The following is a 25104-nucleotide window of genomic DNA, read 5'->3' as shown; positions in this document are numbered from 1 at the left end:
GGTTACTGGATGATGAAGCTGGAGAAGAGCACGCGGCGCACCGGGTTCTTGCTAGCAGAGGAGCGGCGGCGCTCGCCGTCTTCGTCCTCGGCGTCCTCGTCGCGGCTGCGCTTCTTGGCCTTGGCCTGGTTGCCGTAGCCCAGCGGGGCCGACACTTCGTTGAGCACGTCGGCGGCCAGGCGCTCCTTGCCTTCGCGCTCCAGCAGTTCCTCGGCCGTGCGCTGGGACACCAGCATCAGGATGCCGTTGCGGATGCTGGGCAGGTATTGCTTGACCGTGGTGGCCGTCTTCTCGTCGGCCAGCTCCAGCGTGATGCCGATCTGCACGAAGCGGTCGCCGCCCGTATCGGACAGATTGACCACCAGGTTGTCCAGCGGCAGGAAGGTGGGCACGGTAACGGCCGCCTTGCTGGCGCTGCCCTCTTCCTCATCGCCGCTGCTGTGGCGCTTGGACAGCAGGATGAAGGCAGCGGCCGCGCCTATGGCCAGGACGGCAATGATGACGATCAGCACGATCAGCTTCTTGCCCTTGGCCGGGGCGGGAGCTGCATTGTTGGCGGCATTGGGTGTGGCAGACACTGGAATTCCTCTGGGTGAGCGGGACCGCCACGCGCTCGCGCTTCATGCGCGGCGCCATGACGCAGCAGGCCCATGGCAGGAATTATTCGGCGATTGGACCCCGGACCATGGCCTGAATAAGCGCATGAAACCCCGGTTTCTCGCTGGCTTGATGGCCTTCAAGCGCAACAGGCCGGGCAGCTTGTCGCCACCCGGCCTGTCCTGAAAGCCCTGGAACGGCGCATGCGCCGCCCCGCAAGAAGCGCAGGAAGAATCAGACGAACAGATCCACCCCGCCCGCCGCCGCGCGGCCACCACCGGCCTGTGCGGCACCATTGCCGCCCGTGACGCCGGCGGCATCGACCATGGCGCTCACGCGGCCCTGGCGCGCCTGGGCGTCCGCCCCCTGTCTTGCCGAATCACCGCTGCCGGACTGCCCGCCCGCATCCACGCTGACGCCGGCCAGTTGCAGGCCCTGGGCCTGCAGCAGCTCGCGCAGCTGGTCGGCACCATTGCCCAGCCAGTCACGCGCCTGGGCTTCGCTGGCGCCAAAGCGCACATGGGCCTCGTTGCCCTGCAGGCTGACCTGCACCTGGATGGCCCGGCCCTCATGCTCCACGGACAGCGAGGCGTTCTGGTTCTTGTTGTGGACCCAGAAGGCCACCTGCTCGGACACCTGCTGCTCGCGCTCGGTGGAGTTGCCCGGCTGGGCCTGGGCGTCGGGCTGGGCGAAGGCCGCGCCATTTTGGCCGGCCGCCTGCTGGCCCAGGGATTGGCCAGCATGCGCCGCGCCCACGGCAGCCGCAACGCCGTGCAGTCCGTTCGCCGCCGACTCCGTGGAGGCGGTGCCGCCCTCCCGGGCTCGCTCGAACAGGCCGCGCCATTCCTCGGGCCGCACTGCGGCCATGCCGTTGAGCGCAATGCCCGACGCCAGAGCCACGTCCTGCCGCACACCGGCCGCCAGGGCCTGGGGCGTTTGTTCATGCGTGGCCTGGGCGGTAGTTGCCGTGCGTGCGGCGGCGGCCGTCAGTGCCGCATCGGACTGCACGGCGGCCAGCACATCGGCGGCCTGGGTCTGTGCCTGGGTGCTGCGCGCAGCGCCATCGGCCAGTGCCCCGGCTGCATTGGGGTCCGCAGCGGCAGCCAGGGCCGCAGCATTGGCGCTGGCCGTGGCCAGCGCCGTGCCTGCGGCATCACCGGCTGCGGACTGCGGTGCCAGGAAGGCCGCGTGCGCCACGGCGCCCTGCTCCTGGCGCAGGGCCATCATGGCGGCGCTGCCCCGGCCGGACAGCCAGTCGCCCGCCACGCCCTGCAGCATGTCGCGGTCACCCTTGCCGTCCAGATGGGCGGTCTGCCCGACCAGACTGAGCCAGGGCGCCTGGCCGTTGGCAGCCAGCGCCATGGCATCGGCCTGCGCCGAGGTGGTCATATCGGTCGGCTCCGCCTGCGGTTGCAGCGGCAGTTGCGGCTGCTGCAGCAGGCCCTGCGCCAGGCCGGGATCGGCCAGCAGGTCTGCGGCATCCTTCAGGCCGTCCTTGGCTGCGCCCTTGAGGCTGGACAGCGCGGAAAGAGCGGCACTGCCGTCCTCGCCCAAGGCCTGGCCCAGGGCTCCCGAGGCCAGCGCCGGCAATCCGCCAATGCCGTCCATCGCTGCCAGCAACGAAGAAAAGCCTGCGGCCTGGTCGTTGGAGGGCGGCTGCGTGCCGCGCGCGGAGCGAGCGCCTTCCATGGCGCGCTGCATGGCGCTGCGCGCATCGGCGCGCTGTTCGATCTGGTTGGTGGACATGCGTCAAGCCTCCTGGAATGTCAGCCCGAAGCTGCGGCGGAAAAACTGGATGGCCGCACGTTCATCGGTCTCCTTTTGCTCGCGGCGCATCTGGCCCAGCGCCAGATCGCGGCGGCGCACCTCGACGACCTTGCGCAGGCTGCTGACCCGCAGCTCGCAGGCCATCAAGGCCTTTTGCGCGGCCTCCAGGCGGATGGCCAGGTCGGCAAGCACCCGCGTCTGCAGGCCGATGGCGTGCTGCAGGCGGTCCATGAACTGGTACTGGTGGAACATGACCTCGGGCTGCACGGACTGGTTTTCCTGCGCACCCCAGCGCGTCTGCATTTCCTGCACATAGTGCTGCAGCTGCTCCATTTGCGCCTGCGCGGCCTGCTGCGAGCGCTGGCGCTCCTGCACCGCCTGGCGCGCCTCGTCACGCTTGCGCGACGCGGCATCGATGGCCACCATCAAGGCATTCAAGGACGACATACCGGGTTTTCCTCCCTGTGTTCGTTATCGCGTTGGTCGCGTTTTGGCAGTGCCGCGTCGCCGCGTCACTGCCCACCGAGTGCGGCAGCCATGCCCGAGATGCTCTCGTCCATGGAAGCCGACTCGAACATGCTTTGCTGCAGAAAGGCCGCCATGGCCGGCTGCAGGCGTATCGCCTCATCCATCTGCGGGTCCGAGCCCGCCATGTAGGCGCCGACCTGGACCAGGTCCCGCCCCTTCTGGTAGCGCGAATAGACAGCGCGAAAGCGCCGTGCCAGCTCGAAGTGCTCGCGCGAGACCACGTTGTGCATCACGCGCGAGGCCGATTGCTCGATATCGATGGCCGGGTAGTGGCCCGACTCGGCCAGCGCCCGCGACAGCACGACGTGGCCGTCCAGAATGGCGCGCGCCGCGTCGGCAATAGGGTCCTGCTGGTCATCGCCTTCGGACAGCACGGTGTAGAAGGCCGTGATCGAGCCCACGCCGTTGAGGCCGTTGCCGCTGCGCTCGACCAGGGCGGGCAGCTTGGCAAAGCACGACGGCGGATAGCCCTTGGTGGCCGGCGGCTCGCCAATGGCCAGGGCGATCTCGCGCTGGGCCATGGCATAGCGGGTGAGCGAGTCCATGAGCAGCAGCACATGCTGGCCCTTGTCGCGGAAATGCTCGGCAATGGCCGTGGCATAGGCGGCGCCCTGCATGCGCAGCAGCGGCGGCGCATCGGCCGGCGCGGCGACGACCACGGCGCGGCTGCGATCCTGGGCGCCGAGGATGTCCTCGACGAATTCCTTGACCTCGCGGCCGCGTTCGCCGATCAGGCCGACCACGATCACGTCCGCCTGGGTGTAGCGCGCCATCATGCCCAGCAGCACGGACTTGCCCACGCCCGAGCCAGCGAACAGGCCCAGACGCTGGCCCCGGCCCACGGTGAGCAGGGCGTTGAGCGAGCGCACGCCGGTGTCCAGCGTCTCGCGCACCGGGTCGCGGTCCATGGCATTGATGGGGTTGCGGTCCAGCAGATCGGCGCTCACGTCGGCCAGCGGGCCGCCATGGTCCAGGGGCTGGCCCTGCGAATCCACGACACGGCCCAGCAGGCCGCTGCCAATGGGCAGGCGCAGCACGCCGGCCGCCAGGGACACGGGCGGCTCGACACCGTCGCCAAAGCGCAGCGGTGCGACAAAGGGTTCGGCCGGCGTCACGATGGCGCCGCTGGACAGGCCCTGGATGTCGCCCGCAGGCATGAGAAACGCACGCTCGCCGGCAAAGCCGACGACCTCGGCCAGCACCGGGTCCTGGCCCTGCTGGCGTATCCAGCACTGCGAGCCCACGGGCACCTGCAGGCCCGTGGCCTCCAGCACCAGGCCGGTCAGGCGCGTGAGCGTGCCGTGGGTTTCCAGGGGAATGTCGCCCTGCAGGCGGGCACGGGCATTGGACAGCAGTTGCTGCCAGGGCCTGGCGGCAGGCTCGGGGGTCAGTTTGGCGGCGTCGGCCAGCGGGGCGTCAACCGGCATCGCGTTCTCCGTCATACCAGGTGGAGACCAGGCCCAGCGCTGCCACGGCACGGCGCCAGCGCTTGTCCATGCCGGCATCGACCTGGGCGCCGCCCGATTCCACGCGCACATCGCCCTGGGCCACGGAGGCGTCGCTGATCCACTGCACCTTGGACTGGGCGCCATGCTCGGCGCGCAGCGCCTCGTCCAGCACGGCGAAGTCGGCGGGGTTCAGGCGCACGGTGGCGGCGCGGCCGTCGGCGGCCAGCATGTCCAGCGCCTCGCGCACCACGGGCAACAGGGCCTGGGGCTGGCTGCGCAGCTCCTGGCGGACCACCTGGCGCGCAATGTCGCAGGCCAGGTTGAGCAGTTCCTGCGCTGCATCCGTCTGCAGCTGCTTGAAGCCGGCCTCCAGGCCGGACAGCAGTGCGTCCACGCGCTGCGCCGTCTCGCGGCCCGTGCCGGAGACGTAGTCATCCATGTGTTGCTGCCACTGCTGCTGGGCTTGCTGGCGGCCCTGCTCCAGGCCCTCGGCATGGCCTTCGGCGCGTGCCTGCTCCAGCAGGGCATGCAGTTGTTCCTCATCCACTGCGGGGGCGGTGGAGGCCGGGGCGACCGGCGTGCCGGCTTCGACATCCAGCACCATGGAGTCGGCCTCCAGCCGGGGCGCATCGGAGCGGCCGGGCAGCGAAAGGCTGTGAAAGCCAGACGAGGAGGTGGGCGCGGCCTGCGTGCCTGGAGCACCCTGTATGTCGGGCAGGCCCGCCAGGCCGGGCAGGCTTTGCAGGCCGCCCATGTGGTCCACGGCGCCGAAGCGCCACTGCACCACCTGGCGCTCGTCGATCTCCTCGGAGGGGATGAAGCGCGAGTTCATGCCGTTAGACATAGCTGTCTTCCGCACCGCTGCCGATGGTGATCTGGCCTTCTTCGGCCAGGCGACGCACCACCTTCAGGATTTCCTTTTGCTGCGCTTCCACTTCGGACAGGCGCATCGGGCCGCGGCCTTCCAGGTCCTCGCGCAGCGACTCGGCGGCACGCATGGACATGTTGGCCAGAATCTTGTCGCGCACTTCCATCGAGCCGCCCTTGAGCGCGATGATCAGCGTCTCGGACACCACCTCGCGCAGCACCAGCTGCACAGAGCGGTCGTCCAGCTTGACCAGGTCGTCGAACACGAACATCTTGTCCATGATCTTCTGGGCCAGGTCCGGGTCGTAGTTGCGGATGGTGTCCAGCACGGCCACGTCGGCATTGCCGCCGAGGTTGTTGATCATCTCGGCCGCCGTCTTGACGCCGCCCAGCGAGGTCTTGCGGATCTTGTCGCCGCCGGCCAGCACCTGGAACAGCACCTCGTTGAGGTCCTTGAGCGCGGTCGGCTGAATGCCTTCCAGCGTGGCAACGCGCAGCATGACTTCGCTGCGAAAACGCTCGGGCAGCTGCATCAGGACGGCAGCGGCCTGCTCGTGCTCCAGGTGCACGAGGATGGCGGCCACGATCTGCGGATGCTCGCCGCGCAGCAGTTCGGCCACGGACAGCGGGTCCATCCACTTGAGGCTTTCGATGCCGGAGACATCGCCGCCCTGCAGGATGCGGTCGATCAGCAGCGCCGCCTTGTCGTCGCCCAGGGCGCGCTTGAGCACCGAGCGCACATAGCCGCTGGCGTCGTCCACCAGCAGGCTTTGCGCGGCTGCGTCATCGGCAAAGCGGTTGATGACGAAGTCCACCTTCTCGCGCGAGACACCGCGCATGTGCGCAATGGTCTCGCCGAGCTTTTGCACTTCCTTCGGGGTGAGGTGCTTGAACACCTCGGCCGCTTCCTCCTCGCCCAGGGAGACCAGCAAGATGGCGGCGTCGTTCAGGCCTCGTTCGTCCATATCTCAGCAATCCGTGTTTTGAGAGGCTCAGGTGGCCTCGCCGTTGATCCAGGTCTTGACGATGTTGGCCACCGCGATCGGGTTCTGCTTGGCCAGTTGGCGCGCCTGCTCCAGGCGCACTTGCTCCTGCGTGGGCGAAAGATCGACAGCGGGTGCAGCCAGCGCCGGACGGTCCAGCTGCTCGCCTTCGATGGCATTGAGCTGCCCGCCCACGGCCACCGTCTTGCGGCCCTTCATCATGGGTCGCACCAGGCCCAGCAGCAGGACGGCGCCGAACAGGGCCAGGCCGATGGGCACGCCCAGGCTGCGGGCCATGGCCAGCACTTCGGGCTGGCGCCACAGCGGCAGCTCGGCCGGCACTTCGTCCTGCACAAAGGGGGTGCTGACCAGGTTGACCGAGTCGCCGCGCTCGGCGCTGTAGCCCACGGTCTCGCGCACCAGGGTCAGCAGTTGCGCCTGCTGCGCTGCCGTCAGGCCGCGTGCAGCGGCAGCGACGGTGGCTGCATCGGTTGCCGCCCCGGCAGCACCGGCAGCAGCCGGCGCAGCAGCAGCCACCAGGGGCGCATTGATGACCACGGCGGCCGTCAGGCGCTTGATGCTGCCCGTGCTGCCGCGTGTGTGGCGCACGGTCTTGTCCACTTCGTAATTGGTGATGGACTCGCGCTTGCTGGCAGAGCGGGCGGCGTTCTGGCCGTCGGCCGCCTGGGGCGCGGGATTGGCACCGTTGACGGGCGCGGAAGCGTTCTGGGGCGGCTGGTTGCTGGTGGCGCCGGGAATGCCGGTGGGCTGGGGCGGCTTTTGCTCGCCTGTGCTCTCCACCACCTGCTGGCTGCGCACCACGCCCGCGTCGGAGGACTGGTTGGGGCGGTGCTGCTCCGAAGTCGATTCGGTCTGGCTGAAATCCATCTCGGCCGAGACCTGGGCCTTCACATTGTTCTTGCCGACCACAGGCTCCAGGATCTCCAGGATGCGGCGCACGTACTGCTGCTCGATCTGCTGGGTGTAGTTCAGCTGCTGCATGTCCACGGCGTTGGCGTTGCCGTCGGGCGACTGCGACAGCAGCTTGCCCGAGTCATCGAGGATGCTCACGGCCGTGGGCGCCATCTCGGGCACGCTGGAGGCCACCAGGTGCACGATGCCCGCGATCTGCGTGCGGTCCAGCACGCGGCCCGGGTACAGGCTCAGCAGCACCGAGGCCGAGGGCTTTTGCTGCTCGCGGAAAAAGCCGTTCTGATTGGGCAGGGCCAGGTGCACGCGTGCGCTTTGCACGGCGGCCAGGGCCTGGATGGAACGTGTCAGCTCGCCTTCGAGGCCACGCTGGAAATTGAGGCGTTCCTGGAACTGGGTGATGCCGAACTTGCTGTTCTCCATCAGCTCGAAACCCGTCACCGAACCCTTGGGCAGGCCCTGGGTGGCCAGCTTCAGGCGCACATCGTGCACGCGGTCGGACGGGATGAGGATGGCACCGCCGCCTTCGGTATAACGGTAAGGCACGTTCATCTGCGACAGCTGGGCGACGATGGCGCCGCCATCCTTGTCGCTCAGGTTGGAGAACAGCACCTTGTAGTCCGGCTGGCGGTAGAACATGGCCGCCGCACCCAGGGCGACGACCAGCAGCACGGCGATCGCGCCCCAACGCAGGCGCGCGCCACGGTCCATGGCCGTCCAGCGCTGCTGCAAGGCAGGCTGGGGCACGGGAGTGGCTTGAGGGACAGGGATTTCAGCGACAGCAGACATCTTGGTTCCAGGTGTTCGAGCCCTGCACACACAGGACCCTAGCGTGCTGTCGATTATTCGAAGTCCGAGGCCTCACATTCGCCCGATAAGCGCGCCGTTTGGCCGTCTATTTGCCGCGATGCGAAAACCCTGCCGCCCTACGATCTCGTCATCTTGCTAACTCCGATGGAATGTGTCATGGACCTTCGCATCCCCAGTACCACCTCTCCCCTGTACGGCACCCAGCTCCCCAAAGGCGTGGGCGCAGGCGACGCATCGACCAAAGTGGCGGCTGGCGGCTTCAGCCAGGCCCTTCAAGGCGCGCTGCAGTCCGTCAGTTCGGCCCAGAACAACTCCAGCCAGCTGCAGCGTGAGGTGCAGCTGGAGAACCCGGCCGTCAGCCTCGAAGAAACCATGATCGCCATGCAAAAGGCGCAGATCGGCTTCCAGGCCACGATGCAGGTGCGCAACCGGCTCGTGCAGGCCTATACCGATGTGATGAACATGCAGGTGTGAGGGCATCCGGCCCCGGCCGGACCCTCTTTGCCCCCTCGATCGCAAACCGCAGACCGAACGGGATTTGCGCGCGCCATTGCGATTGCATTGCGATTGCATTGCCATTGCCATTGCCATTGCCATTGCACGGCAGCGTCATTTCCGCGCATTTCGGATCTTGCCGTCTTCAGGGTCCTTGCTTCGTTTTCCCCGGACCGGGCCTCGGGCCGTCCTTCATGACTGGGCGCACTTCTTGCGCACGGCCATCACGCATTTCCCTGCCTCCCCCTGCTTGACCGAGCGCAGCCTCATCCAGCGCATGGATGGGTACGCCCGAGCCGCAGTCGCGCCTGCACCCGCTGCGCAGATTCATCCAACCGAATCCAAGCCTGGAAAAGACAAAACCCTCGGACACGGATGCCGGAGGGTTGAGCAGAACGAAGAGAGAGAGAGAGAGAGAGAGAAAAAAAGGATGCGGCTTCAGCTGGCCGAGTGGTAGATGCGCGCCTTGCCCGGTCCGGCATGGGGGTGTCCATACAGGTCGCGTCCATACGTGGCCTGGTCCGAAGTCTGGGGAATCAGCGCCGCCGCCTGGCTCTGGGCCACCACCGCCATGCGCGCCAGCTGGTCGCGCTGCATGGCCATCTGCTCGCCCAGCGCCTGGGCGCGTTCGCGCAGCTCCTGCGTCCAGTCGGCCGCGCTGAAGCGCCGGGCCAGTTCGGAGAACGCCGCCATGGCATCGCGCAACCGGGTGCTGGACTGCTCCAGCGCGACCGCATCCTTCGATTGCAGCGAGGCGGACACCATCCGGACCACCGCGTCCAGGGAATCGAGCATCTCGCCGAGAGTCATGGGACAGGCCTTGCTGAGAAAGAAAGCGCGCGCACGCGCCGAAAGGAAGGGATCGAACCCGCGCTCAGACGCGCGAGTGCGAGAGGAATTCTTCGGAGTTGGCCAGCAGCTTGTCGGCCACGGCGTCGGCGTTCACGCGGAAGGTGCCGTTGGCAATGGCTTCGCGGATTTCCTTGACGCGGTTGGCATCGAAGTCGGCCGTGGCGCGACCAGATTGGTCCAGTGCGCGGGCCGAGGTCGAGAACGACACGGGAACACCGGCCGCCTTGGCAGGCTGGGCCTGGGCGGAGGATTCCTCGGTGGCAATGGTGCTGGCTGTCTTGGGCTGCTTGGCGGCGGCCTGGGAGGCAGCGGCGGGCAGTTCCGGTTTTTGACCTATCTTCATCTTGATTCTCCAATCGCCCTGGCGGCGTGAGGCGCTGTGCCTAGCTTTCGACTGCCTGGAACAAAACTTGAGGTTTTTTTACTGGACCAGCACCACGCCCTCGGGATTCACCACCCCGGAGATGAGCCGGCCATTATCCATGCGAACCCGCACGGTCTGGCCTTCGCCGGCTGCCGACATGGCCTTGCCCGACGATGTGACGGAAAAACCACCACCGTTGACCAGCACACGCACTTCAGCACCCACGGCAAACAGCGCCGGCGTACGCAGCATGTTCTGGCGCAGCGCCTGGCCTGCGGCCAGCGGGCGGGAGGCCACCAGGCCTACCCAGTCCTGCTGGTTGGCATAGACGGCGGCCGATTCCTCGGCCCAGTCCACTTCGGCCTGGACGGCATCGTCGGCCGACAGCGGGCGACCCGCCGTCACGCCGTTTTGCAGCACCCAGGCCGGGCCCCAGGCCTTGACCGTGATGGGCAGGAACACATTCCAGGCCACGGCGCCCTGCAGGCAGCGCAGACCCAGGCGGGTACGACCCCACAGGCGCGAGCCTGCGGGCAAATAGGGTTCGACCTTGGCGCAGGCGGCCAGGCGCAGGCGGGGATCGAGCTGGCCCATCTGCACTTCCATGCGCAGGGGCAAGGCGCCCGCGCCGGCCATGCCTTGCTGCAGGGCCTCGTCGGCAAAGCGCTGGCCTATCTGGCTGAGCTGGGCTGCACCGTCAGGTGCGTTCTGCGCCAGGGCAGGGCCGGCCAGCGACGCTCCAGCGGCAAGCGCAGCGCATGCGGCGGCGCGAGCGAGGGCTCGGACGGCGGATGGCGAATGGGCGGTGCTGAAGTTCGGCATGGCTGTGGCTCCTGACTTGCTCCGGACTCCCGTCAGGATGGGTGGGATACCTGGAGCGATGCCAGCAAATATAGGGCGAGTGCTCTTTTCCGAAGCGCCGAACTGCGCAGGCAAACGCGCTTTCTTCGCGCTTTAGCGATCGGGGGCGATTTCCATAATCGACGCATGCCGCAGTCCGTGGGCTGCCGCCATTTCGTCAACCGATCACCGCAAACCCCAGAGGGCGAGGCCGACATGCTCGACAAGATGACTGAACGACTGGATTTCCAGAGCAAGGCGCTGGTGCTGCGCGCCGAGCGCCAGCGTGCAATCGCCAGCAACATCGCCAATGCCGACACGCCGGGCTATGTGGCACGCGACTTCAATTTCCGCGAGGCGCTGACGGCCGTTACCTCCGGCCCCTCGCCCATGACGCTGGCCAGCGTCAGCCAGGGGGGCCACATTCCCCTGCCTGCCGCCGCCTCGGGGCAGAGCGCGCAAAGCCATCTCGGCTACTCGGTGCAGGCCCAGACCAACATGGACAACAACACCGTGGACCTGGACCGCGAACGCGCCAACTTCGTCGATAACGCCGTGCGCTACGAAGCCACGCTGCGCTTTCTGAACGGCCAGGCCAAGACCATGCTGTCGGCCATCCAGGGCCAGTAAGCCGGCGCCACAGACCACAGGAGCTTTCCCATGTCCATGTTCTCCATCTTCAGCATCTCCGGCAGTGCCGTCAGCGCCCAATCCCAGCGCCTGAACGTCGTGGCCTCGAACCTGGCCAACGTCGATGCCGTGGCCGGCCCCGACGGAAAGGCCTACCAGGCGCGCCAGGTGGTCTTCCAGACCGTGGCCATGGGCGAGGAAGGCTCCTCGGGCGTGCGCGTCAGCGCCATCAGCCAGGACAACACGCCGGGCCGCCGCATCCACGACCCCCAGCACCCGCTGGCCGATGCCGAAGGCTATGTGACGCACTCCAACGTCAGCGCCGTGGACGAGATGGTCAACATGATCTCGGCCTCGCGCTCCTACCAGAACAACGTCGAGGTCATGAACACGACCAAGTCGCTGCTGCTCAAAACCCTGCAGATGGGCCAGTGAACCCCATCCGCACCACTTTCCAGGAGCCACTCCCATGATCTATGGCGCAGGCAGCGTCGCCAGCACGGCCGACATCAACAACAAGACCGCCACGAGCAATTCGACCACCGACCCCGCGGCGGCGCAGGACCGTTTCCTGAAGCTGCTGGTGGCGCAGTTGAACAATCAGGATCCCATGAATCCCATGGACAACGCGCAGATGACCTCGCAGATGGCGCAGATCAACACCGTCACCGGCATCCAGCAGCTGAACAAGACCATGGAAAGCATGGCCGGCCAGTTCACCGCCATGCAGGTGCTGCAAGGCACGCAGATGATCGGCCGCACCGTGCTGACCGAGGGCAATACGCTGGGCGTGGGCAAGGAAAAATCCTATACGGCCGCCTTCGACCTCGAAGGCCCGGCTGCCGATGTCAAGGTGCAGATCACCACGGCCGGTGGCGAGCTGGTGGACACCGTCGAGCTGGGCAGCGGCACCGCAGGCCGCAACTACTTCACCTGGGACGGCAGCAAGTACACGGGCGACGCCAGCCAGCTGCGCTACACGGTGCAGGCCACGAATGCCGACAAGGCCGTGGCCTCGACCACGCTGTCGCCCCACGCGGTGCTCGCCACAGGCACCACCGACGGCAAGCTGACGCTGGAGCTGGACGACGGCACCAACGTCGCCTACGCCTCCGTCAAGGCCGTGTACTGACCACCGCACCAACCACCCAAACCATCGCAGGAGCACACCATGGGATTCCAACAAGGCCTCTCGGGTCTGAACGCCGCCAGCAAGAACCTGGACGTGATCGGCCACAACATCGCCAACGCCAACACCACGGGCTTCAAGTCCTCGCGTGCCGAGTTCGCCGAGGCCGTGGCCAGCGCCGTGGGTTCGGCCAGCGGCCAGAACAGCGGCATCGGCGTCAATGTGGCCGCCGTGACCCAGCAGTTCCGCCAGGGCCCGATCACCACCACGGGCAACAATCTGGACGTGGCCATCAACGGCAACGGCTTCTTCGTGGTGCGCCAGCCCGATGGCAGCACGGCCTATACGCGCGCCGGCAACTTCGGCCTGGACAAGCAGGGCAACCTGAAGACCGTGCAGGGCGACAACGTCATGGGCTACCCCGTGGACGCCACCACGGGCAAGGTGCTGGCCGGCGGCCAGCCCGTGCCCATGGTCTTTCCTTCGGGCCAGCCGATCGCTGCCAAGTCTACGACCAAGATCGATGTATCGCTGAACCTGGATGCGCGCGCCACGGTGGCTGCAGGCGATGCCACCAAAACGCCACCGATCCCTGCCACTCCACGCGCCACCTATGGCACATCGGTCAATGTCTATGACAGCCAAGGCGTGGCCACACCTGTGCAGATGTACTTCGAGAAGGGCGCGGCCCCCAATACCTGGGTGGTCTATGACGGCCTTGATGACCCGACTGCAACGCCGCCCAAGACGGCCAAGGTGCTGGCAACGCTGAACTTTGACGCCGCAGGCAAACTCAACACAGTCACGCCCAACCCCGCTGTTGCCACCATCCAGACCAACAATCCCAATTCGCCAACCCCGGGCACCGTCAGTGTGACGCTGGACTTTTCCAACGTCTCCCAGTTCGGAACCAAGTTCGCGGTCAGCAGCCTCAAGCAGGACGGCTACACGGCGGGCGCGCTCACCGGCATCAATGTCGGCAACGATGGCTCCATCGTGGCCACCTACTCCAACGGCGTGACGCGCACCGAGGGCCAGCTGGCCCTGGCCGCCTTCACCAACACCCAGGGCCTGGGCGCCGTGGGAGACAACAAGTGGGTGGAAACCGCCGATTCGGGCCCGGCGCTGAACGGCACGGCCGAGTCGGGCACCTTCGGCTCGCTGCGCTCGGGCGCGCTGGAAGACTCCAACGTGGACCTGACCGCCGAGTTGGTGAACATGATGACCGCGCAGCGCGCCTACCAGGCCAATGCCCAGACCATCAAGACCCAGGACCAGGTCTTCTCGACCCTGGTAAACCTGCGCTGATAGCCAAGAACTGAGTCAGGAGAACCGGCATGGACCGCATCATCTACACCTCCATGACGGGCGCCAACGCAGCGGCGCAGCGTCAGTCCGTGCTGGCCCACAACCTGGCCAATGCCGGCACCAACGGCTTCCGGGCCGAAATGTCCACCTTCCGCTCCGTGCCCCTGCAGGGCAGCGGTGCGGGCACGCGCGTGTTTGCGCTGGAGGCGACCTCCGGCTACGTGGACACGCCCGGCCCCACCCAGCGCACGGGGCGTGCACTGGACGCCATGGCCATGGGCCGCGCCTGGTTCGCCGTCCAGGGCCTGGATGGCCAGGAGGCCTACACACGCAATGGCGTGTTCGAGGTCTCTCCCGAGGGTCAGCTGGTCAACAGCAACGGCCAGGCCGTGCTGTCCGACGGCGGCGGCCCCATCGACATTCCGCCCGAGTCCACGATCTCGCTGGGCTCGGATGGCACGCTGACCGCCAAGACCGGCAACCAGCTGCCCGTGGCCGTGGGCCGCGTCAAGCTGGCCACGCCGCCCGAGGACGCCGCGCTGGTGCGCGGCAATGACGGCCTGTTCCGCACGGGCGACGGCGATCCGCTGCCCAACGACGAGAACGCACGCCTGCTGTCCGGCGCCATCGAAGGCTCGAACGTGAACTCGGTGGAGACCATGGTCGGCATGATTGCCGCCGCCCGCCAGTTCGAGACCCAGATGCGCCTGCTGCAGACGGCAGAAACCAATGACAAAAGTGCCAGCCAGCTGCTGAGCATGAACGGCTGAAAGCACTGAAAAGGAAACGCCATGATCAATTCGCTGTTCATCTCCAAGACCGGCATGGAAGCCCAGCAGACACAGCTGGACGTGATTTCCCATAACCTGGCCAACGTCTCGACCACGGGCTACAAGCGCGCCAGCGCGGTGTTCGAGGACCTGATCTACCAGAACCTGCGCCAGTCCGGCTCGCAGACGACCGAGCAGAACCAGTTGCCTACCGGTTTGCACCTGGGCCTGGGCGTGCGCACGGTGGCCACCTCGCGCAATTTCCTGCAGGGCGCCCTGCAGCAGTCCAACAATGCGCTGGACGTGGCCATCGACGGCAACGGCTTCTTCCAGGTCAACATGCCCGACGGCACCACGGCCTATACCCGTGACGGCTCCTTCCAGGTCGATGCACAGGGCCAGCTGGTGACTGCCAGCGGCATGCCCATCGCCAACGGCGTCACCATTCCCCAGGGCGCGACCAAGGTGTCGATCAGCCCCGAGGGCGTGGTCAGCGTGACCATGGCCGGCCAGGCCGCGCCCCAGCAGGTCGGCAATATCGCCATGAGCCAGTTCATCAACCCGGCAGGCCTGGAGCCGCGCGGCCAGAACCTGTTCACCGAGACCGCTTCCTCGGGCCAGCCCCAGCAGGGCCAGCCCGGCGTCAACGGCATGGGCATGATCAAGCAGGGCTACCTGGAAGGCTCGAACGTGAACGTGGTGCAGGAGCTGGTGACCATGATCCAGACCCAGCGCGCCTACGAAATGAATTCCAAGGCCATCACGACTTCGGACCAGATGCTGGCCAAGCTGGCGCAGCTGTAATCGATCTCTCCCCCTGAGCGGCTTCGCCGCTTCCCCCTCTCTCGCTGCGCGGGAGGGGGACGACACCCTCGGTGCGGGGCGGCCCTTCCTCGGTGTCCCTGGGCTGGGACATGCCAGTTCTCGAGGGTGGGGTCTGCATGCGCAGCCATGAACCATTGAACCCGGGAACATCGCCATGACCCAACGAATCTTCTCCCTTTCCGCGACGGGCACGTGCCTGGCGCTGGCGGCCGTGCTGTCGGGCTGCACGACACTCAATGACCCGCCGCCGGTGGACATGCCGTCCACTGCGCCTCCCGTGCTGATGCCGGCCGCGCCCGTGGCGGGCAGCCCTACGGGCAGCCTGTTCAATGCCGCCAGCTACCGTCCCGGTTTCGAGAACCGGCGCGCGCGCCTGGTGGGGGACATGGTGACGGTGCAGATCGTTGAGCGCGTGACGGCCAGCCAGAAGTCGGATTCGGGGCTCAAGCGGTCCAACAAGACCACGGCGGGGATTTCTGCGCTGCCGCTGTTCTCGGGCAATGCGCTGGCCAATCTCAAGGACCGCTCCAACATCGGGTTCAACAACAACAACGACTACACGGGCTCTGGCTCGACGTCGAGCGACAACACGTTCACGGGTGCCATCAGCACGACGGTGGTCGATGTGCTGCCCAATGGCCATCTGGTGATCGCCGGAGAAAAGCAGATCGGCGTGAACCACAACGTGGATGTGCTGCGCTTCACGGGCACGGTGGACCCGCGCACGATGCAGCCCGGCAGCCTGGTCGCCTCGACCCAGGTGGCCAATGTGCGCGTGGAATCGCGCAGCCGCGGACAGGCCGGTGAAGCGCAGTCAATTGGCTGGTTGTCCCGGTTCTTTTTGAACGTTATGCCGTTCTGATTCTCCGGAGAATGGACAGCATGAAAGTACTGTCCATGCTCCTGACATTGCGCCAAGCGCAGCGCCCCTTCTGGGTTGCAGCAGCCCTCGGCGCCAGCATGCTGACCCTGCCGGCGCATGCAACACGCATCAAGGAGGTCGCTGCCATACAGGGCGTGCGCAGCAACCAGTTGACCGGCTACGGTCTGGTGGTCGGCCTCGACGGCACGGGCGACCAGACCACCCAGATGCCCTACACCAAGCAGGCACTGGCCAATTACCTGGAGCAGATGGGCATCTCGCTGCCCGCCACAGGCAACGCGGGCCAGCTGCAGCTCAAGAACGTGGCGGCCGTGATCGTCACCGCCGAGCTGCCGGCCTTTGCCCAGCCGGGCCAGGCCATCGACGTGGTGGTCTCCTCCGTGGGCAATGCCAAGTCGCTCAAGGGCGGCACCCTGGTGGCCACGCCGCTGCGCGGTGCCGATGGCGAGATCTATGCGCTGGCCCAGGGCAACCTCGTGGTCGGCGGCGCCGGCGCCTCGGCCGGCGGCTCCAAGGTACAGATCAATCACCTGAGCGCAGGCCGCGTGCCGCAGGGCGCCCAGGTCGAGCGCGCCGTGCCCACCCCGATCAATGAAGGCGACAGCATCACGCTGGGCCTGAACGCCACAGATTTCCAGACCGCCGACAAGGTGGTGCGCGCCATCAATCAGCGCATGGGCCAGGGCGTGGCACAGGCGCTGGACGGCCGCACCGTGCGTGTGTCCGCGCCCCAGGACCCGGGATCGCGCGTGCGCATGATCGCCGAGATCCAGGAGATGCCGATCGAGACCTCCAAGCCCTCGGCCAAGGTCGTGATCAACGCACGCACGGGCTCCATCGTGCTCAACCAGGCCGTGACCCTGGGCCCCTGCGCCATCGCCCATGGCAACCTGGCCATCACCATCAGCACCACGCCGGTGATCAGCCAGCCAGGCGCCTTCTCGCAGGGCCAGACCGTGGTGGCCCAGAAGTCGGACATCCAGATCAAGCAGGAGCCCGGCAACATCATCAACATGCCCGGCTCCCCGCAGCTCACCGACGTGGTGCGCGCACTCAACACGCTGGGCGCCACGCCCCAGGACCTGCTGGCCATCCTGCAGGCCATCAAGGCCGCAGGCGCTCTCAACGCCGAACTGGAGGTGATATGAGCATCGCACTTCCCAATGGATCGCAGACTGCGGCCAGCAATGCGCTGGCGGCCGACGCCCGGTCCCTCAACGCACTCAAATTCGCAGCCGGCGAGAACAGCCCGCAGGCCGCGAAGGAAACCGCCAAACAGCTGGAATCGCTGTTCATGCGCGAGATGATCAAGAGCATGCGCGAGGCCACCATGAAGTCCGGCCTGCTGGACAGCGCACAGGGCAACCTGAGTACCGACATGCTGGACCAGCAGCTGTCGGTGGCCATGTCGGGCCAGCCCGGCGGCCTGTCCGACGCCATCACGCGCCAGCTGGCCCGCACCATGGGCTCGGAAGCCGCCGAGGATGCCGAGATCTCCGTGCCCTCCACGCTGAGCATGAGCCGCATCGCCTGGCGCAGCACGGCCGGCAGCGCCAATGGCACCACAGCTGCCTGGAGCGGCACCCGCACCAGCGCGGCCCAGTCCGTCAACGCCTACGCGCCCGCGCCCAAGGGTCGTGACAACTTCGTGTCCCACCACGGCGACGCCGCGGCCCGCGTGGCGCAGGAGAGCGGCATTCCGGCCGCCTTCATGCTGGGCCAGGCCGGCCACGAGACCGGCTGGGGCAAGAGCGAGATCAAGAATGCCGATGGCAGCAACGCCCACAACCTGTTCGGCATCAAGGCCGGCAAGGGCTGGACGGGCAAGGTCGCCGAGGTCACGACCACCGAGTACATCGACGGCGTGGCGCGCAAGGTCACGGCCAAGTTCCGCGCCTATGGCTCCTACGAGGAATCCTTCCGCGACTACGCGCGCCTGATCACCGGCAATCCGCGCTACGAGAAGGCCATGGGCAAGACCGACTCGGCCCTGGCCTATGCGACCGAGCTGCAGAAAGCCGGCTATGCCACCGATCCCGAATACGCCAGCAAGCTCAGCCGCGCCATCCAAAGCGCCGTGCAGAGCGCGGCACGTGCCCAAGCCTAACCAGAGAACACGTCATGAGCCTTTTGAACGTCGGGTCCCGCGCACTGATGGCGAACCAGATCGCCCTGCAGACCACAGGCCACAACATCGCCAACGTCAACACGGCCGGCTACTCGCGCCAAAGCGTGGCCTTCCAGACATCGCCGGGCCAGAACATGGGCAGCGGCTACATCGGCAATGGCGTGGATGTGAACACCATCCTGCGCAACTTCAACGAGCTGCTGAACCGCCAGGCGGCCACGGCCAGCGCCGTGTCGGCGGCCGATTCGGCGCGCGCCACCTCGCTGGCGCAGATGCAGGAAGTGTTCGGCGGCGGCAAGAGCGGCCTGGGCGCGGCCATCACCGACATGATGAATTCGTTCGGCGATGTAGCCGGTGCGCCCACCGACCCGTCGGCGCGCCAGGTGGTGCTCACGCGCATGAACGAGCTGGCGGCGCGCTTTCGCTCGGCATCGGCCCAGCTGGACGAGCTGGACTACAGCGCCAAGCAGCAGATGGGCAACGATGTGACCGTGGTCAACAGCCTGGCGGGCCAGGTGGCCACGCTCAATGCGCAGATCAGCCGCTCCATCGCCTCGGGCCAGACGCCCAACGACCTGCTGGACCAGCGCGACCAGCTGGTGCGCGACATCAACAAATACGTGCAGACCAGCCAGATCCCTGCGGACGACGGCAGCATCAGCCTGTTCGTGGGAGGCAGCCAGCCGCTGGTGCTGGGACCCAATTCCGCACAGCTCACGCTCAAGGAGGCCACCGAGTTCCCGGGCAGCGGCAAGATGGCCCTGTACTTCCAGCAGCCCGGCGGCCAGAACGTGGAACTCACGCCTTCCATGCTGGGTGGCGGCGAGATCGCCGGCCTGCTGCAGTTCCAGGGCAGCGACCTGACCGAGGGCCGCAACCTGCTGGGCCGCATGGCCCTGGCCATTGGCGACACGCTGAACAAGCAAAACAACCTCGGCCTGACGCTGTCGGGCCAAAGCGGCAGCAACCTGTTCAAGCTGTCCATGGTCAGCAATGGCTCGACCACGGGCGCGCAGTGGGCAGGTGCCAACACGCCGACGACCACGGTGGTCGACTCCAGCCAGCTCAAGACCTCCGACTACCAGATCGTGTTCGGCAGCACGGCGCCGGCTGGCAAGGTCATCCGCCTGTCGGATGGCAAGGTGACGGACTTCACCGACATGGCCGACCTGAGCACCAAGGAAATCGACGGCCTGCGCTTCGACCTCAAGGCCGAAGGCGCGACGGGCAACACCGTGCTGTTCCGCCCCGTGGCGGCGGGCGCCCACGACATCCAGGCCGCCGTGCACTCGCCCAATGACCTGGCCGTGGGCAATCCCGTCACGGCCAGCATTGAATCCAAGGGCGAGGCCACCCTGAAAATGGTCTCGCTCCAGGCCAACTCGGGGCTGGTACTGCCCCCCCTGGGAACACCGGGCAACAAGGGCGGTGTGGCATTGAGCTTCGTTCCTGGACCGCCCACAGGCTATACCGTCACAGGCACCAGCACACCTCCCAAAGGAGCGCCTACGCCCTATACGCCAGGAACCACCGTAGTGCCCTACACCTCCGGCCAGTCCATCGAGATCGACGGTTGGTCCGTCACGCTGACAGGCACGCCCCATGATGGCGACGTGGTCCGCATCGGCAATGCACTGGATCCCCAGTACAGCAATGCCTACCAACGCGACGCCGGCAACGCCAGCTCCTTCCTGGCATTGCGCGACTCCAAGTTGTTCGATGGCTCAACCACGCTGAGCGACGGTTTTTCCACCGCCATGGCCCAGGTCGGCACCCGCACCCAGAGCGCGCAGTACGCGGCCAAGCTGTCCGAGACCATTGCCAAGAACCTGGAGGCGGACCGCACGGCCGTCTCGGGCGTGAACCTCGACGAAGAGGCCGCCAAGCTGCTGCAGTACCAGCAGTCCTACCAGGCCTCGGCCAAGATGCTGCAGGTCGCGCAAAGCATTTTCGACAGCGTTCTGCAGACCGTAGGCCGCTGATCACCGGACAGGAGCATTCCACCATGAGCATCTCCCGCATTGGCACGGCCAACATGTACGACAGCACCATCAACAACCTGAACTCGCGTCAGACGAGTCTGGTGGACCTGATGGAAAAGACCACCTCCGGCAAGCGCGTGGTGCGCGCCAGCGACGACCCCGTGGCCGCCGCCCAGGCCGAACGCGCGCTCACGCGCATCTCCCGCTCTGAGAACGACCAGCGTGTGCTGGGCCTGCAGCGCGATGTGATCGCCCAGGGCGAATCCAAGCTGGGCACGGCCCAGGATGCGCTCAAGGACTTCCGCGACCTGATACTGCAGGCCGGCAATGGCTCCTATGACCAGAAGGCACGCGATGCACTGGTGCAGCAACTGGAAAGCCTGCGCAACCAGGTGCTGGGCTATGCCAATGCAAAGGACTCCAACGGCCTGCCCATCTTCCGGGGGCTGGGCAGCCAGGACAATCCGGTGCTCAGCGCCACCCCTGGCGCGGTTTCTCAGTTGCAGCCAGGCCAGAGCACCGGTAACGACAACGGCCTGCCTTCCTCGCTGGACGGGTTCTCCACCTGGATGAACATTCCCACGGGCAATGGCGTGTTCAGCGTCTCTCGCCAGTCGCCCACGGGCAGTTCGGCCTATGCCGATCTCGGCGCGGTGACGAATCCCAGCCTATTGACTAGCAACACCTATACGATCAAGTTCGCCAAGAACGCGACGACCGGCGAGATGGAGTACACGATTGACTCCAGCGCCTCGGGTGCGACCAATCCTGTGGTGTCTGCCACGGCCTTCAAGCCGGGCGACAGCATTTCCATCGACGGCATGTCCGTCAAGATCTCGGGCACCCCGGGCGTGGGCGACAACTTCACACTGGCACCCAGCCAGCGCACCGACCTTTTCAGCGTCCTTGACGGCGTGATCTCCGCCGTCAAGGACGGCGCAACCGACCCTGGCGCCATGCAACAAATGCTCTCGCGCGGCCTCAATGAACTGGACTCTGGCATGAGCCGCGTCCAGGCCATGCGTAGCTTTGCTGGCGACCAACTCAACCGCGCGGACAGGCTCGAAGACGACATGAAGGATCAGGCGACGCTACAAGAGGGCGCGCGTTCGCGGGCCGAAGACATCGATATGATCAAGGCCCTTTCCGATGTGGACATGCAGAAGGTGGGCATGCAGGCTGCCTTGCAGTCCTATGCCTCGATCCAGAAACTGTCACTGTTCAACTTCATCAACTGATAGCCACCCGCGCATGCATTCATGGTCCAGTCCGTCCTGAGCTCTTTGACCCTCGGCTATAGGCCGCTCTGGAACCAGGCTCGCCGTCTGGCGGGCGTGCAGCTCTATCTTCACGAGGAGCCCGGCGTCCAGGCCGACGTGGCCCACCTGCTGCGCATACTGCGCGAGACCTGGGGCACGCAGTCGCCGCCGGTACTGCTGTCGCCCCAGTCGCGTCAGGTGCTGTGCGACCTGCTGGAAAACGCCTCCAAGGGCAGCCCCTGGATCGAGGTGCGTGGCGACTGGCTGCAGGACTCCGCCATCTACGACCTGGTGCGCCAGGCGCATGCGCGCGGCCTCATGCTGGTGTGGCGCGGGCCGCTGTCCGATGTGCCCGACGCCCAGGCCGCCCACTGGTTTGCCAGCAGCCTGCTGCACCTGCCGCCCGAAGGCGCTTCGGGCATGCCCAACCAGACAGCGCTTGCGCTGCAACAGGCCACGCAGGCAGCCCAGGCACCGACCAAGCTCCAGGCCCTGAAGCAGGCCGCCAGGCCTGCACCCGCCCTGCCGCCCCTGCAACTGCTGGGCGGCCAGATGTACGAGGGGCTGGACAGCCTGGCCCTGACCGATCTGTGCCTGGACAGCTTCCATGCGGGCGCCATCGCCGGCTGGCCCGTGGCCGATACGCTGCATGCCCAGCGCCATCACGCCGCCCTGCCCAGCCGCGACACCGTGCTCGCACTGATGCGCGCCGTCGATGCAGAGCAATCGCTGGAAGCCTTCGAGCAGATCCTGGGCGAGGACCCCATCCTGGCCTACCGCTTCATGCTCTACACCAACTCCGCAGCCCTGGGCCTGCGGGGCAATGTGGACTCGCTGCGCCGCGGCCTGGTGATGCTGGGCTATGGCACGCTGCAGCGCTGGCTGTCCGACCAGCTGCCCCACGCCTGTACCGAGCCCAGCCTGGTGCCCGTGCGCACCGCCATCCGGCTGCGCGCCAGCCTGACCGAGCGACTGATCGAGGCCGGCATCAGCCACGACCTGCAGCGCGAGGTCTATCTGCTGGGCCTGTTCTCGCAGCTGGACCAGCTGCTGGGCGAACCCCTGCCCACCGCGCTGCGCCGCGTGCCGCTGTCCGAACGCATCTTCGACGCCGCCGTGACCCGTACCGGCCCCTACGCGCCGGCACTGGTGATGGCCATTGCGCTGGAGTCCGACGACCCCGCACCGATTCGCCAGCTCCGTGAGGAGCACGCCTTCGAGATCGAGGACGTGAACCGCATCCTGCTGCGCATGCTCAGCGAGCTGCAGGTGCAGCCCGCGCCTGCGGCCTGATCCACGAGAACCATGGTGGCTTCTGCCATCCGCAGATTCCGCGCATGAAAAAACCGCCTGATGTTCAGGCGGTTTTTTCATGGGCGGCAGGAAGGCTGCGGATGCAGCTCCTGCCGATCTGCCCTGCTCAATGCATGGCGTGGGGCTGGCCGTCGAACATGTGCTCGAACTGTGCCAGCCAGGGCTCGGCCAGCGTGCGGATCTGGGCATCATTGCGCAGGATGCGCTGCATGATTCGCGCCTTCTCCTTGCGCTGATCGGGCGCCAGCGGCTCGTCATGCGACTTGAGCCGCAGCTGCTCGATCAGCACGGCACAAGTGCCCTCGTAGCGCGTCACTCCCTCCCAATCCTTGTTCTGTGCGGCCTGCAGCATCTTGGCGCTGCTGTCTTCTATGGCCCGGTAAAAGTCAATCAATGTCAGCTCCATTTCTAGGTCCCGGCAACGGCTGGTGTATTGGAGATATCGCTCCAGCCTTGCGCGATCGGTGCCAGCACGTCCTGGACCGATTGCAGCAACTGCACATCGTTGCGCAGATTGGCGAATGTCAGTTGCGTGATGCTGTAGTCATAAACCGTGATCAGGTTCTGGGCCAATTCCCCGCCCTGATCAACATCTACGGCTGCCTTAAGGCCTTCTTCAAGGATGCGCACCGCCTTGCCGATCTGGATGCCTTTTTCTTCAATACTGCCGCGCTGCATGGCGCCCTTAGCCGCATTCAGAGATGCATCCAGGGCATTGAACAGCAGCTGAATCAGCATATGCGGGGAGGCTCCATTCACAACCGACTGAACACCTACCTGGTTGTAGGCGCTAGCCCCACGGCGGTTGAACATCGAATTCATTCCAGCGTTCCTTGATGTCTTGTTGCCATGATTTTCGGCATCCCGGCGAGAAACTGAAGCCTCGCCTTGCATGCTGGACAAGCCTGGTACGCAGGCCCGTCTCAACCATAAGGCCCGCGGCTTATCTGTTCCACTGGCTTACTTGTTGAGACAGGTAAGAGCTAAGCACCGAGCTCGATCCCATCTTCTTGTCCAACGCTGCGTACTGTGCACGCATGCGCTGTTCAAAGGCTTCGGCGCGCTCGTTGACGCGGTCCTGGGCCTTGGTGTTGTCCTTCTTGAGCTGCTGCAGGCCCTTGGTCTTGGCATCAAACACCCCTGTGTCGAATTCCAGGACCTTGTCGGCGTACTCCTTCATCCGCAGGGCCAGGCCCTTTGTCTCGGGCTTGTCGGGCTCGCCTTCCGCAGCAAAGACCTGCGCCAACTTGCTGGGATCCTTTAGAACCGCTTCCAGATTGGACTTGTCCTTGGCCAGCGTACCAAAGGCCAGCTTGCCACCCTTGCCCAACTGTATGCCCAGGTCCGACAGGTTGATGCCACCGATCTGAGAGGCAAGCACTTCGCGCAGACCATTGGTCATGCCGACCATGGTGGAGTCACCCTGCATGACGCCGGCGGTCTTGCTCTCGGCATCGTACTTGGTGGACGCCACGAGCTTGTCGCTGATGGCGTTGTAGGCATCCATGAAGGCCTGGATGTTCTTCTTCATGCCTTCGGTGTCGGAGACGACAGTCAGCAGTGTGGGTTCTCCGGTCTTGGTGGCCTGATTGACCGTGAAGCTCAAACCGGGGATGGTGTCCTTGAACTCGTTAGTCGCCGATTCCACCTTGATGCCGTTGACCGTGGCCTTGGCATTCTGGGCCAGTTGAACTACGCCACCATTGCTCGTATCACCATTGGCCGCCTGCCCCGCATAGGCCAGGGAAGACAGATTGGCATCCGCGCCCGTCACCTCGACGGTGAACTGGGCATCCGCGCCGGAATTCTTTGAACGCATGAGCAGCCGCTCGCCGTTCGCATCCTTGATCACGGAGGCGACCACGCCACTGTCACCCTGCTTGGCATTGATGGCCGCTACCACCTTGTCCATGGTCATCGATTCGCTGATCTGGACCTCGGTGGTCTTTCCACCCATGGTGAACTTCAGCGTGCCGGGCCCGAAGTTCGAGGCAGCGGCAAAGCTCTTCGATGCCAGCGACTGGTTGCGCGCCACCTGGTCCACATCGATCTGTGTACTGCCCGGCATCGCGCTGCCGGTCACGCTCACGGAAACCGACGTGTTCGACGCCGTCGCCGTCGTCAGCGCCCAGGCATCCTTGTCGGCGAGCTTTCGGGCCGAGTCGGACAAGGTCGACATGAGCGATTTGATGCTGCCGACCGTCGAGATCTTGGTGTCAAGGGAAGATGCAGCCGTCTGCAACTGCACCAGAGGCTGCTTTTGCAGCGTCACCAATTGCGAAATCATCGATTCCACATTCAGGCCGCTGCCAATTCCCGCTGCTGTCAATGCCATAACGTACTCCTTTTTAGTGCTACGGGCCTAGAGCCTGTGCTGCGCCAGCGCACAAGGCTC

The 25104-nt window shown here is 66.0% G+C and carries 26 protein-coding genes; 13 read left to right on the top strand and 13 right to left on the bottom strand.

Annotated elements, in window-relative coordinates:
- Nucleotides 1-2 precede the first annotated feature (2 nt).
- The 7 genes from ACFPFG_RS21435 to fliF form a co-directional block, all read right to left on the bottom strand.
- Nucleotides 3-578, bottom strand: a complete 576-nt coding sequence (locus ACFPFG_RS21435; protein ID WP_380108183.1) for a flagellar basal body-associated FliL family protein — start codon at nt 576-578, stop codon at nt 3-5.
- A 253-nt stretch (nt 579-831) separates the two neighbouring features.
- Nucleotides 832-2343, bottom strand: a complete 1512-nt coding sequence (locus tag ACFPFG_RS21430; protein WP_183020841.1) for a flagellar hook-length control protein FliK — start codon at nt 2341-2343, stop codon at nt 832-834.
- A 3-nt stretch (nt 2344-2346) separates the two neighbouring features.
- The gene (locus ACFPFG_RS21425) at nt 2347-2811 is read right to left on the bottom strand and encodes a flagellar export protein FliJ (protein WP_183020840.1); all 465 of its coding nucleotides are present in this window, start codon (nt 2809-2811) and stop codon (nt 2347-2349) included.
- A gap of 65 nt (nt 2812-2876) precedes the next feature.
- Nucleotides 2877-4319, bottom strand: coding sequence for a flagellar protein export ATPase FliI (gene fliI, locus ACFPFG_RS21420; RefSeq protein WP_012202573.1), 1443 nt, complete (start codon nt 4317-4319; stop codon nt 2877-2879).
- Nucleotides 4309-5184 carry a FliH/SctL family protein gene (locus ACFPFG_RS21415; protein ID WP_380108180.1) on the bottom strand — a complete coding sequence of 292 codons (876 nt, stop codon included), beginning with the start codon at nt 5182-5184 and terminating at the stop codon, nt 4309-4311. Before ACFPFG_RS21415 ends, fliI begins: the two co-directional genes overlap by 11 nt.
- Nucleotides 5177-6172 (bottom strand): flagellar motor switch protein FliG, encoded by a 996-nt coding sequence (fliG, locus tag ACFPFG_RS21410; RefSeq protein WP_012202571.1) that lies wholly within the window; start codon nt 6170-6172, stop codon nt 5177-5179. Before fliG ends, ACFPFG_RS21415 begins: the two co-directional genes overlap by 8 nt.
- Nucleotides 6173-6199: 27 nt before the next feature.
- Entirely contained in the window at nt 6200-7909 is a 1710-nt protein-coding gene (fliF, locus tag ACFPFG_RS21405; protein ID WP_380108177.1) for a flagellar basal-body MS-ring/collar protein FliF, read from the bottom strand.
- A gap of 177 nt (nt 7910-8086) precedes the next feature.
- Here fliF and fliE point away from each other — a divergent pair, with 177 nt between their 5' ends.
- A complete protein-coding gene (gene fliE, locus ACFPFG_RS21400; RefSeq protein WP_013800367.1) occupies nt 8087-8404 on the top strand; it encodes a flagellar hook-basal body complex protein FliE in 318 nt (105 codons plus the stop codon).
- 459 nt (nt 8405-8863) lie between these two features.
- Here fliE and ACFPFG_RS21395 read toward each other — a convergent pair whose 3' ends face one another.
- From ACFPFG_RS21395 to flgA, 3 genes are all read right to left on the bottom strand, one after another.
- On the bottom strand, nt 8864-9235 hold the full coding sequence (locus tag ACFPFG_RS21395) for a hypothetical protein (RefSeq protein WP_380108175.1): 372 nt from the start codon (nt 9233-9235) through the stop codon (nt 8864-8866).
- 64 nt (nt 9236-9299) lie between these two features.
- Nucleotides 9300-9620 (bottom strand): flagellar biosynthesis anti-sigma factor FlgM, encoded by a 321-nt coding sequence (gene flgM, locus ACFPFG_RS21390; protein ID WP_012202567.1) that lies wholly within the window; start codon nt 9618-9620, stop codon nt 9300-9302.
- 78 nt (nt 9621-9698) lie between these two features.
- A complete protein-coding gene (flgA, locus tag ACFPFG_RS21385) occupies nt 9699-10463 on the bottom strand; it encodes a flagellar basal body P-ring formation chaperone FlgA (RefSeq protein ID WP_183020836.1) in 765 nt (254 codons plus the stop codon).
- Nucleotides 10464-10697: 234 nt separating this feature from the next.
- Here flgA and flgB point away from each other — a divergent pair, with 234 nt between their 5' ends.
- From flgB to ACFPFG_RS21325, 12 genes are all read left to right on the top strand, one after another.
- A complete protein-coding gene (gene flgB / locus ACFPFG_RS21380; protein WP_013800365.1) occupies nt 10698-11111 on the top strand; it encodes a flagellar basal body rod protein FlgB in 414 nt (137 codons plus the stop codon).
- A gap of 30 nt (nt 11112-11141) precedes the next feature.
- Nucleotides 11142-11546, top strand: a complete 405-nt coding sequence (flgC, locus tag ACFPFG_RS21375; RefSeq protein WP_012202564.1) for a flagellar basal body rod protein FlgC — start codon at nt 11142-11144, stop codon at nt 11544-11546.
- Nucleotides 11547-11580: 34 nt separating this feature from the next.
- Complete coding sequence (locus ACFPFG_RS21370) at nt 11581-12243, top strand: flagellar hook assembly protein FlgD (RefSeq protein WP_197954746.1); 663 nt, start codon at nt 11581-11583, stop codon at nt 12241-12243.
- A 39-nt stretch (nt 12244-12282) separates the two neighbouring features.
- Nucleotides 12283-13548 carry a flagellar hook protein FlgE gene (flgE, locus tag ACFPFG_RS21365; protein ID WP_183020834.1) on the top strand — a complete coding sequence of 422 codons (1266 nt, stop codon included), beginning with the start codon at nt 12283-12285 and terminating at the stop codon, nt 13546-13548.
- Between the two features lie 29 nt (nt 13549-13577).
- Nucleotides 13578-14318, top strand: a complete 741-nt coding sequence (locus ACFPFG_RS21360) for a flagellar basal body rod protein FlgF (protein WP_183020833.1) — start codon at nt 13578-13580, stop codon at nt 14316-14318.
- A 21-nt stretch (nt 14319-14339) separates the two neighbouring features.
- Nucleotides 14340-15122, top strand: a complete 783-nt coding sequence (gene flgG / locus ACFPFG_RS21355; protein WP_013800362.1) for a flagellar basal-body rod protein FlgG — start codon at nt 14340-14342, stop codon at nt 15120-15122.
- A gap of 175 nt (nt 15123-15297) precedes the next feature.
- Complete coding sequence (locus ACFPFG_RS21350) at nt 15298-16005, top strand: flagellar basal body L-ring protein FlgH (protein WP_063327631.1); 708 nt, start codon at nt 15298-15300, stop codon at nt 16003-16005.
- Nucleotides 16006-16025: 20 nt separating this feature from the next.
- On the top strand, nt 16026-17174 hold the full coding sequence (locus ACFPFG_RS21345) for a flagellar basal body P-ring protein FlgI (RefSeq protein ID WP_183020832.1): 1149 nt from the start codon (nt 16026-16028) through the stop codon (nt 17172-17174).
- Nucleotides 17171-18133 (top strand): flagellar assembly peptidoglycan hydrolase FlgJ, encoded by a 963-nt coding sequence (gene flgJ / locus ACFPFG_RS21340; protein WP_197954744.1) that lies wholly within the window; start codon nt 17171-17173, stop codon nt 18131-18133. The genes ACFPFG_RS21345 and flgJ overlap by 4 nt, the downstream gene beginning before the upstream one ends.
- A gap of 14 nt (nt 18134-18147) precedes the next feature.
- A complete protein-coding gene (gene flgK / locus ACFPFG_RS21335; RefSeq protein WP_312377135.1) occupies nt 18148-20136 on the top strand; it encodes a flagellar hook-associated protein FlgK in 1989 nt (662 codons plus the stop codon).
- Nucleotides 20137-20159: 23 nt separating this feature from the next.
- Complete coding sequence (gene flgL / locus ACFPFG_RS21330) at nt 20160-21374, top strand: flagellar hook-associated protein FlgL (protein ID WP_197954733.1); 1215 nt, start codon at nt 20160-20162, stop codon at nt 21372-21374.
- Between the two features lie 21 nt (nt 21375-21395).
- The gene (locus ACFPFG_RS21325; RefSeq protein ID WP_183020828.1) at nt 21396-22688 is read left to right on the top strand and encodes an HDOD domain-containing protein; all 1293 of its coding nucleotides are present in this window, start codon (nt 21396-21398) and stop codon (nt 22686-22688) included.
- A 127-nt stretch (nt 22689-22815) separates the two neighbouring features.
- Here ACFPFG_RS21325 and ACFPFG_RS21320 read toward each other — a convergent pair whose 3' ends face one another.
- The 3 genes from ACFPFG_RS21320 to fliD form a co-directional block, all read right to left on the bottom strand.
- Nucleotides 22816-23115: a flagellar protein FliT gene (locus tag ACFPFG_RS21320; RefSeq protein WP_012202553.1), complete on the bottom strand. Its 300-nt coding sequence runs from the start codon at nt 23113-23115 to the stop codon at nt 22816-22818.
- Nucleotides 23116-23117: 2 nt separating this feature from the next.
- Nucleotides 23118-23531 carry a flagellar export chaperone FliS gene (gene fliS / locus ACFPFG_RS21315; protein WP_183020827.1) on the bottom strand — a complete coding sequence of 138 codons (414 nt, stop codon included), beginning with the start codon at nt 23529-23531 and terminating at the stop codon, nt 23118-23120.
- Between the two features lie 121 nt (nt 23532-23652).
- A complete protein-coding gene (fliD, locus tag ACFPFG_RS21310; RefSeq protein ID WP_183020826.1) occupies nt 23653-25044 on the bottom strand; it encodes a flagellar filament capping protein FliD in 1392 nt (463 codons plus the stop codon).
- Nucleotides 25045-25104 lie beyond the last annotated feature (60 nt).

The organism is Delftia deserti, from assembly GCF_042653485.1.
Lineage (GTDB): Bacteria > Pseudomonadota > Gammaproteobacteria > Burkholderiales > Burkholderiaceae_C > Comamonas > Comamonas acidovorans.
Note: the sequence above shows the minus strand (reverse complement) of the source record. Positions and strands in the feature narration are given on the sequence as shown.

Coding starts and splice junctions, on each gene's coding strand:
- ACFPFG_RS21370 (WP_197954746.1), top strand. CDS start 11,581: ATGATCTATGGCGCAGGCAGCGTCGCCAGCACGGCCGACATCAACAAC.
- fliF (WP_380108177.1), bottom strand. CDS start 7,909: ATGTCTGCTGTCGCTGAAATCCCTGTCCCTCAAGCCACTCCCGTGCCC.
- ACFPFG_RS21350 (WP_063327631.1), top strand. CDS start 15,298: ATGACCCAACGAATCTTCTCCCTTTCCGCGACGGGCACGTGCCTGGCG.
- flgA (WP_183020836.1), bottom strand. CDS start 10,463: ATGCCGAACTTCAGCACCGCCCATTCGCCATCCGCCGTCCGAGCCCTC.
- flgL (WP_197954733.1), top strand. CDS start 20,160: ATGAGCATCTCCCGCATTGGCACGGCCAACATGTACGACAGCACCATC.
- ACFPFG_RS21345 (WP_183020832.1), top strand. CDS start 16,026: ATGAAAGTACTGTCCATGCTCCTGACATTGCGCCAAGCGCAGCGCCCC.
- flgK (WP_312377135.1), top strand. CDS start 18,148: ATGAGCCTTTTGAACGTCGGGTCCCGCGCACTGATGGCGAACCAGATC.
- fliE (WP_013800367.1), top strand. CDS start 8,087: ATGGACCTTCGCATCCCCAGTACCACCTCTCCCCTGTACGGCACCCAG.
- ACFPFG_RS21360 (WP_183020833.1), top strand. CDS start 13,578: ATGGACCGCATCATCTACACCTCCATGACGGGCGCCAACGCAGCGGCG.
- ACFPFG_RS21425 (WP_183020840.1), bottom strand. CDS start 2,811: ATGTCGTCCTTGAATGCCTTGATGGTGGCCATCGATGCCGCGTCGCGC.
- flgC (WP_012202564.1), top strand. CDS start 11,142: ATGTCCATGTTCTCCATCTTCAGCATCTCCGGCAGTGCCGTCAGCGCC.
- flgE (WP_183020834.1), top strand. CDS start 12,283: ATGGGATTCCAACAAGGCCTCTCGGGTCTGAACGCCGCCAGCAAGAAC.
- fliS (WP_183020827.1), bottom strand. CDS start 23,531: ATGAATTCGATGTTCAACCGCCGTGGGGCTAGCGCCTACAACCAGGTA.
- fliG (WP_012202571.1), bottom strand. CDS start 6,172: ATGGACGAACGAGGCCTGAACGACGCCGCCATCTTGCTGGTCTCCCTG.
- fliD (WP_183020826.1), bottom strand. CDS start 25,044: ATGGCATTGACAGCAGCGGGAATTGGCAGCGGCCTGAATGTGGAATCG.
- flgM (WP_012202567.1), bottom strand. CDS start 9,620: ATGAAGATAGGTCAAAAACCGGAACTGCCCGCCGCTGCCTCCCAGGCC.
- ACFPFG_RS21325 (WP_183020828.1), top strand. CDS start 21,396: ATGGTCCAGTCCGTCCTGAGCTCTTTGACCCTCGGCTATAGGCCGCTC.
- fliI (WP_012202573.1), bottom strand. CDS start 4,319: ATGCCGGTTGACGCCCCGCTGGCCGACGCCGCCAAACTGACCCCCGAG.
- ACFPFG_RS21395 (WP_380108175.1), bottom strand. CDS start 9,235: ATGACTCTCGGCGAGATGCTCGATTCCCTGGACGCGGTGGTCCGGATG.
- flgB (WP_013800365.1), top strand. CDS start 10,698: ATGCTCGACAAGATGACTGAACGACTGGATTTCCAGAGCAAGGCGCTG.
- ACFPFG_RS21430 (WP_183020841.1), bottom strand. CDS start 2,343: ATGTCCACCAACCAGATCGAACAGCGCGCCGATGCGCGCAGCGCCATG.
- ACFPFG_RS21320 (WP_012202553.1), bottom strand. CDS start 23,115: ATGGAGCTGACATTGATTGACTTTTACCGGGCCATAGAAGACAGCAGC.
- flgG (WP_013800362.1), top strand. CDS start 14,340: ATGATCAATTCGCTGTTCATCTCCAAGACCGGCATGGAAGCCCAGCAG.
- ACFPFG_RS21415 (WP_380108180.1), bottom strand. CDS start 5,184: ATGTCTAACGGCATGAACTCGCGCTTCATCCCCTCCGAGGAGATCGAC.
- flgJ (WP_197954744.1), top strand. CDS start 17,171: ATGAGCATCGCACTTCCCAATGGATCGCAGACTGCGGCCAGCAATGCG.